Source organism: Shewanella sp. 10N.286.48.B5, assembly GCF_002874355.2.
Taxonomy (GTDB): Bacteria; Pseudomonadota; Gammaproteobacteria; order Enterobacterales; family Shewanellaceae; genus Shewanella.
The window spans coordinates 1-7,343 of sequence record NZ_MCVG02000008.1 but is presented as its reverse complement, the minus strand read 5'-3'; the positions used below and the strand labels follow the sequence as shown (position 1 = coordinate 7,343).

Annotated in this window: 10 protein-coding genes and 3 pseudogenes; 11 read left to right on the top strand and 2 right to left on the bottom strand. The window is 45.0% G+C overall.

Features of this window, described 5'->3' with window-relative positions; genetic code table 11:
• Positions 1–135 precede the first annotated feature (135 nt).
• Positions 136–543, top strand: coding sequence for a nitrilase-related carbon-nitrogen hydrolase (locus BCU57_RS20885; RefSeq protein ID WP_413211523.1), 408 nt, complete (start codon positions 136–138; stop codon positions 541–543).
• Between the two features lie 80 nt (positions 544–623).
• Here BCU57_RS20885 and BCU57_RS20880 read toward each other — a convergent pair whose 3' ends face one another.
• Together BCU57_RS20880 and BCU57_RS20875 are read right to left on the bottom strand one after the other, a co-directional pair.
• Positions 624–755 carry a zinc ribbon-containing protein gene (locus BCU57_RS20880; RefSeq protein ID WP_413211521.1) on the bottom strand — a complete coding sequence of 44 codons (132 nt, stop codon included), beginning with the start codon at positions 753–755 and terminating at the stop codon, positions 624–626.
• Positions 724–1,140 (bottom strand): zinc ribbon-containing protein, encoded by a 417-nt coding sequence (locus BCU57_RS20875; RefSeq protein ID WP_413211520.1) that lies wholly within the window; start codon positions 1,138–1,140, stop codon positions 724–726. The genes BCU57_RS20880 and BCU57_RS20875 overlap by 32 nt, the downstream gene beginning before the upstream one ends.
• A 216-nt stretch (positions 1,141–1,356) precedes the next feature.
• Here BCU57_RS20875 and leuS point away from each other — a divergent pair.
• The 10 genes and pseudogenes from leuS to BCU57_RS20825 form a co-directional block, all read left to right on the top strand.
• Positions 1,357–3,932 (top strand): annotated as a pseudogene (gene leuS, locus BCU57_RS20870) (leucine--tRNA ligase).
• Between the two features lie 227 nt (positions 3,933–4,159).
• Complete coding sequence (locus tag BCU57_RS20865) at positions 4,160–4,399, top strand: hypothetical protein (RefSeq protein WP_413211519.1); 240 nt, start codon at positions 4,160–4,162, stop codon at positions 4,397–4,399.
• Positions 4,399–4,815 (top strand): LPS assembly lipoprotein LptE, encoded by a 417-nt coding sequence (lptE, locus tag BCU57_RS20860; RefSeq protein ID WP_413211518.1) that lies wholly within the window; start codon positions 4,399–4,401, stop codon positions 4,813–4,815. Before BCU57_RS20865 ends, lptE begins: the two co-directional genes overlap by 1 nt.
• Before the next feature lie 9 nt (positions 4,816–4,824).
• Positions 4,825–5,298, top strand: coding sequence for a DNA polymerase III subunit delta (gene holA, locus BCU57_RS20855; RefSeq protein WP_413211517.1), 474 nt, complete (start codon positions 4,825–4,827; stop codon positions 5,296–5,298).
• Between the two features lie 127 nt (positions 5,299–5,425).
• Positions 5,426–5,881: a hypothetical protein gene (locus tag BCU57_RS20850; RefSeq protein ID WP_413211516.1), complete on the top strand. Its 456-nt coding sequence runs from the start codon at positions 5,426–5,428 to the stop codon at positions 5,879–5,881.
• Positions 5,882–5,961: 80 nt separating this feature from the next.
• Positions 5,962–6,230 (top strand): annotated as a pseudogene (gene rsfS / locus BCU57_RS20845) (ribosome silencing factor).
• Between the two features lie 3 nt (positions 6,231–6,233).
• The gene (locus BCU57_RS20840) at positions 6,234–6,524 is read left to right on the top strand and encodes a 23S rRNA (pseudouridine(1915)-N(3))-methyltransferase RlmH (RefSeq protein ID WP_413211515.1); all 291 of its coding nucleotides are present in this window, start codon (positions 6,234–6,236) and stop codon (positions 6,522–6,524) included.
• A 112-nt stretch (positions 6,525–6,636) separates the two neighbouring features.
• Complete coding sequence (locus tag BCU57_RS20835; RefSeq protein WP_413211522.1) at positions 6,637–6,699, top strand: hypothetical protein; 63 nt, start codon at positions 6,637–6,639, stop codon at positions 6,697–6,699.
• A 6-nt stretch (positions 6,700–6,705) separates the two neighbouring features.
• A complete protein-coding gene (locus BCU57_RS20830) occupies positions 6,706–6,885 on the top strand; it encodes a hypothetical protein (protein WP_413211514.1) in 180 nt (59 codons plus the stop codon).
• 57 nt (positions 6,886–6,942) lie between these two features.
• A pseudogene (locus BCU57_RS20825) lies at positions 6,943–7,343 on the top strand (penicillin-binding protein 2); the annotation flags it as partial.

The window sequence follows — 7,343 nt, the reverse complement described above, 5'->3', positions numbered from 1 at the left end:
CCTTGTACTTCGTTCAGTTACCGGAAGGTGGGTGTTTAACCAACTGATTCATCAGTTCTCACACTGACGTTTTCGCATTTATCGTGAAACGCTTTCGCGTTTTTCGTGCGCCGCTTCAACCAAACATCGTGGCAAATGGTCGTCATCTTTGTAGCGCCTGCGTTGTGTTATGAGATCATCTTTAATGATCAAGTTAGACAAAACGTAACAGATGAAACTGACTTTATTCTAACGCTCTCTAACGATGCGTGGTTCGGCCGTTCGATTGGACCATTGCAACATATGGAAATCGCACAGATGCGTGCTCTGGAGCTTGGGAAGCCGCTAATTCGCTCGACCAACAATGGTGTAACGGCAGTAACGGATCACAAAGGCAAGATCATCAAACAAATACCGCAGTTTGAAACGGCAGTATTGAAAGCTGAACTCATTTCAACGGATGGTCAAACCCCTTATCACGTGGTTGGTACTTGGCCACTGTATATCTGGGCATTGCTGAGTTTGGTGGCGGGCTGGTTTATGAAAGACAAAGAACAAGACTAGATTCGAGATCAAGTGATGTTGAGGGTTGGCTGATTGGGTCAACCCTTTTTTATTGCTGCGGTTTAATATGGTTCAGGAATTTATGGCTTAAGCGCTTTACGGCTAAACCCTGTCGAGCCACATTTAATACACGGAATAATCGTCGTTGGGTGGTTATATTCGGTTTGATGCCCACACTCATCACAAACGAGTGTCCGAGGCAATAACCTCATCCGCTTGATACAAGCCTTGATGTTCTAAGTCTTGAAACAGTTCAACCCATTCCACCTTAGTGCAATCAGTGATATCCAACAGCCCTTGCCAGATAGAATCTGTGATCATCAAATAAAATGGACCACCTTTACTCTCTTCATAGCTTTCGGAAAACTCTTTTAAATCCGATTTCACGTAAGCGGAAATCAACGACAGCTCGTCTTTGGTCATGTCATTGGCTGCTTTCGCATACTTACCTGACGTTTCTATTTTGTTGTTAAGCTCTTCAGGACTATGCTTCAGCGTTTCTATCACCTCTTCGACGACTTCTTCATAGAGTGCTTTTTTCTTCGGCATAACGACCTCTAAGATGACCGGCTTTATCTTAGTGAACGGGCCTGCCATTAAGCGACCAGTTCCTAACAAACAAATGCAATTCATACCCTTAAGTATAGCTGTCCTAAGTAATTCGGTTGAATTTACACGCAATCAACCACGCTGCAACTGCAAGTATGAAGAGTATAACTATTGTTGTACTAAGCTCCTTTAGGTATTCTATGACGATCTGTAAGATTCTGTTCTAACCGAACTCACAAATTCCAAGATAACCGGATACCATCGATGCAAGAACAATATAACCCGCAAGAGATTGAACAAAAGGTTCAACAACACTGGGATGACAACGAGACTTTCGTTGTAAGTGAAGACCCAAATAAAGAAAAATTCTACTGTCTTTCTATGTTCCCGTACCCAAGTGGCCGACTGCATATGGGTCACGTGCGTAACTACACCATCGGTGATGTGGTATCTCGTTTCCAACGTCTACAAGGCAAAAACGTAATGCAGCCAATCGGTTGGGATGCATTCGGCCTACCTGCAGAAAACGCAGCTGTAAAAAACAACACAGCGCCTGCTCCGTGGACTTACGAAAACATCGAATACATGAAAAACCAGCTTAAACTTTTGGGCTTTGGTTACGACTGGAAACGTGAATTCGCAACGTGTACACCTGAGTACTACCGTTGGGAACAAGAGTTCTTCACTAAACTTTACGAACAAGGCCTAGTGTACAAGAAGACTTCTTCTGTTAACTGGTGTCCAAACGACCAAACAGTTCTTGCGAACGAGCAAGTAGAAGACGGTTGCTGCTGGCGTTGTGATACTCCAGTAGAACAAAAGAAGATTCCACAGTGGTTCATTAAGATCACTGAGTACGCTCAAGAGCTACTAGACGATCTAGACAACCTTGAAGGTTGGCCTGAAATGGTTAAGACCATGCAGCGCAACTGGATCGGTCGCTCTGAAGGTGTTGAGCTATCTTTCGCTGTCAACGGTGAAGAAGCGCCACTAGAAGTTTACACAACTCGTCCAGACACACTAATGGGTGTTTCTTATGTTGGTATCGCTGCAGGTCACCCACTTGCAGAGAAAGCATCACAGAACAACCCTGAGCTTGCAGCATTCGTTGAAGAATGTCGTAACACCAAAGTGGCTGAAGCAGAACTAGCAACGATGGAAAAGAAAGGTATGGATACTGGCCTAACGGCTATCCACCCTCTTAACGGTCGTGTTGTTCCTGTTTACGTAGCTAACTTCGTTCTTATGGATTACGGCACAGGTGCTGTAATGGCGGTTCCTGCTCACGATCAACGTGACTACGAATTCGCAACTAAGTACGGCATCGATATCATCCCAGTAATCAAGCCAGAAGATGGTTCTGAGCTAGATGTGTCTGAAGCAGCTTACACTGAGAAAGGTGTACTGTTCGATTCTGGTGAATTCGATGGTCTTGCATTCCAAGAAGCATTCGATGCAATCGCTGCGAAGCTTGAAGCTGAGGGCAAAGGTAAGAAAACAGTAAACTTCCGTCTACGTGACTGGGGTGTATCTCGTCAGCGTTACTGGGGTGCTCCAATCCCAATGGTAACCACTGAAGATGGTGAAGTTCACCCAGTACCAGCAGACCAACTGCCCGTTATTCTTCCAGAAGACGTGGTAATGGATGGCGTAACTAGCCCAATCAAGGCTGACAAGTCTTGGGCTGAAACAACATTCAATGGCGAACCAGCGCTACGTGAAACTGATACGTTCGATACGTTCATGGAATCTTCATGGTACTACGCACGTTACTGTTCACCACAAGCTGACGATATTCTAGATCCAGAGAAAGCAAACTACTGGTTGCCAGTTGACCAATACGTTGGTGGTATTGAGCACGCATGTATGCACCTGCTTTACTCTCGTTTCTTCCCAAGCTTCTTCGTGATGCGGGTTACGTGACATCTGATGAACCGTTCAAGCAACTTCTATGTCAAGGCATGGTTCTCGCTGACGCGTTCTACCACACGAACGAGAAAGGCACGAAAGAATGGATTGCTCCAACTGACGTGACTATCGACCGTGACGCGAAAGGTCGCATTGAAAAAGCAATCGACAACCAAGGCCGCGACGTTGAGCACTCAGGCATGATCAAAATGTCTAAGTCTAAGAACAACGGTATCGACCCACAAGAGATGGTAGACAAGTACGGCGCTGATACAGTACGTCTATTCATGATGTTTGCATCGCCTGCAGACATGACACTTGAGTGGCAAGAGTCTGGCGTTGAAGGCGCAAACCGCTTCCTTAAGCGTGTTTGGAAACTGGTTCACGCTCACTCTGCTAAAGGTGCGGCTGAATCTGTTGACGCTTCTGCGCTATCTGGTGATCAGAAAGCACTTCGTCGTGATATCCACAAGACTATCGCGAAAGTAACGGACGATATCGGCCGTCGCCAAACATTCAACACTGCCATCGCTGCGATCATGGAACTGATGAACAAGCTAGCGAAAGCACCTCAAGAATCTGTACAAGATCGTGCAATTCTTGATGAAGCGCTAAAAGCAGTGGTTCGCATGCTTTACCCAATGACTCCACACATCTCTTACGAAATGTGGATTGCACTTGGTGAATCAAACGTAGACTCAGCAACATGGCCAACTTTCGATGAGAAAGCGCTAGTTGAAGACGAGAAGACTATCGTTGTAATGATCAACGGTAAGCTACGTGCGAAGCTAACGGTTGCAGCTGACGCAACAGAAGAGCAAGTTCGTGAGCTTGGTCTAAACGATGAGAACGCTAAGAAGTTCCTAGATGGCTTAACTATTCGTAAAGTTATCTTCGTACCTGGCAAGCTTCTGAACATCGTAGCTAACTAATATTAGTTAACTAACATTGGCTAACTAACTAGTTGCAGATTAAAGCGAACTATCTTTAGTCTGCACATATAACTGCTGAAGCGAACTTATTTTGTTTTCAGTAGTCTTTAGACAGGGTGCAACATTGCCCTGTCTACTTATTTAAGTGCTTTAGACTCAGAGCCCTACGATTCGAAAGCTCTAAAGCCCTTAAATCAGTATTCTACCTTCATGAGAACCATCAAATAATGCGCCTGATTTCACTATCTTCATTGAAAGTTACTATTGTTGTTTTAACCGTTAGCCTGCTAAGTGCCTGTGGTTTCCACCTACGTGGTGATTACTCCGTACCAGAAGAACTCAACAAAGTCTCTGTGACCAGTTACGACCAATACAGTACGTTCACGCGTATGATGAAGGGTCAGCTGCGTATGAACGATGTAGAAATTGTGCCACCAGCAGAGAACACACCTAACGCATATTATTAGTGAGAGGTGTTGGCGAGCGTACTCTGTCTCTTTACCAAAATACTCGTGCAGCAGAAAAAGAACTGACGCTCAACGCATCATATCGAGTAACTATTCCTGATCTAGGATCAAAAACATTCTCAACTAGTGTGACTCGTAGCTGCCTTGATAACCCGCTAACAGCACTCGCAAAATCGGTTGAACGAGACATGATTGAAGATGAGATGCCTGAGCTTGCGTCAAGCCAGATCCTTCGTCAGATGGCTCGATTGAAAGCGAACATTGCAGCAGGTAGCATGGATCTACAAGCTCTAGAAAACGTTCAAGTAAAAGAGCTAGAAAAGCAGTACAACATCAAGAACATCGAAATTGACGACGTTGAGATCGACGCCAGTACAGCACCTGATGCTAAGCCTAGCGTAACGGTTGAGCAATAGGTTTATTCGATGCGTATTTTTGCCGATCGTTTATCTGAGCAACTTGCTAACCAGTTAAGCAACGTTTACCTAATTTTTGGTAATGAGCCTTTGCTGCTGCAAGAAAGCCGAGAAGCGATTCAAAAAACAGCCAAAGAGCAAGGCTTCGAAGAGCGTCACCGTTTTGCGATTGATAATAGCCTTGACTGGAATCAAGTCTATGACTGCACTCAAGCATTAAGCCTATTTTCAAGTCGCCAGATCATCGAACTTGAGCTGCCTGAGTCTGGGGTTAACGCTGCGATTGCGAAAGAGTTACTCGCGATTTCTGAGCATATTCACAACGATATTTTATTGATATTGGTTGGCACTAAGCTGACGAAAGCCCAAGAAAATGCAAAATGGTTCAAAGCACTCTCGAATCAAGGGCATTGGGTAAGCTGTTTAACTCCTGATGTCAGCCGCTTGCACTCAGTTTGTCCAAGCGCGTTGTCGTCAGGTTGACCTATTACCCGATCCTGAAGCGATTCAAATGCTCGCTCAATGCACGAGGCAACCTCTTCGCCTAACTCAAAAAGCCTTGAAAAGCTCGCTCTTCAGTATCCTGATGGAAAACTCACGTTAGTCCGACTTGAAGAGTCACTCAGCCGACATAACCACTTTGACGCCATTCCATTGGAGTGATGCGTTATTGGCTGGCAAAGGTAACCGTGCACAAGGAATTCTGCGTCAGTTAGAAGCCGAAGGTGTCGAACCCGTCATCTTGCTGCGTAGCATACAGCGTGAGCTTGCTCTGCTATTACAAATGCAGCAACAAATGAAACAGATGCCAATCGGGCAGGTTTTTGACAAGCACCGTAGATGGCAATCTAAGAAACCTCTTTATAACGCAGCGCTAACAAGAGGTTCGATTTCTCGATTACACTCCCTGTTTGCGTTGCTCACTCAAGCTGAATTGATGACAAAAACCCAATATGAACAGTCGCCTTGGCCACTAATTCATCAGTTAAGCGTAGAGTTTTGTATCCCTTCGATATACCGTTTCACGCATAAAAGCGTGTTATATTCTAGGGTCAAAATACCCTAAACAAAGCTAAATTCAGATTAAAGGAACACCCAGTGTTACGTGAAGAACTAAAAGACTTTCTTGCAGACAAAGCCGACGACATGAAAGCAGAATCGATTGTAACTATCGATGTAGAAGGCAAATCAAGTGTGACTGATTTCATGATTGTTTGTACTGGCACTTCTAAGCGCCACGTTGCCTCTATTGCACAACATGTCGCAGATGAAGTAGAAAAGTAGGTCTACAACCGCTCGGTATGGACGGACAAAAAGAAGGTGAGTGGGTTGTCCTAGATATGGGTACGAGCATGCTTCACGTTATGCAAGAAGAGCATCGTGAGCTGTACCAACTAGAAAAACTTTGGAGCTAAGCATTGAAAATCCAACTGATTGCTGTTGGCACTAAAATGCCAAAGTGGGTAGAAGAAGGCTTTCAAGAGTATCGCCGTCGCTTCCCTCACGACATGCCATTAGAGCTCATAGGATCACTGCAGGCAAACGTGGCAAAAATGCCGATATTGCACGTATCCTTCAAAAGAAGGTGGCTTGATGTTGGCTGCGGTTCCAAAGGTAATCGAATTGTCACGCTCGATATCCCAGGTAGAAAATGGGATACGCCACAGCTTGCTGAGCAATTAGAAAAGTTGGAAATTGGATGGACGTGATGTCCATCATTGGAAGGGCCTGAAGGATTAGCCCCTGCATGTAAAGCAGCCGCGGATCAAAGCTGGTCTTTGTCAGCACTGACCTTACCTCATCCATTTAGTACGCGTTATCATGGCTGCAAGCTTGTATCGAGCTTGGAGCATCACTGCTAACCACCCGTACCACCGAGAATAAGCGTTAATGTTACGTAAACGTAGCCAAATCCGTGACTACAAAGCAGAAGCACGACTATTCACTAGCCGTGCTTTTGTTGCGTTTATAGGGATCATGATCATGATGACTATGTTGATTGTTAACCTGTATAACGTTTCAGGTCAACCAATATCAGAGCTAAAACTCGATCGAATGACAACCGAATAAAGGTTGTGCCTATCGCGCTTAATCGCGGTCTGATTTACGATCGAAACGGAGTGCTCCTTGCGGAAAGCCGCGGTTTTCAACCTAGAGATCATCCCAGAAAAAATTAAAGATATGGATGACACGCTCATCCGTTTACAAGCCTTAATTGAGATTCCTCCTGAACGTATCGAGCGTTTTAATCGTGATCGTCGTAATTCACGACGCTTTAAGTCGGTACCGATTCTTAATCAGCTCACTGAAGAACAAGTAGCCGTTTCAGTCAACCAGCATAAATTTCCAGGCGTAGAAGTCACCGGAACTTTAAAACGTTTCTATCCTTATGGTGATGTTCTCACCCACGTAATTGGCTATGTCTCGCGAATCAACGATCGCGACATGCAACGTCTAGTTCGAGAAGAAAAAGACGCCAACTACCAAGCCACTCGTGACATTGGAAAGCTCGGTATTGAACGCTATTG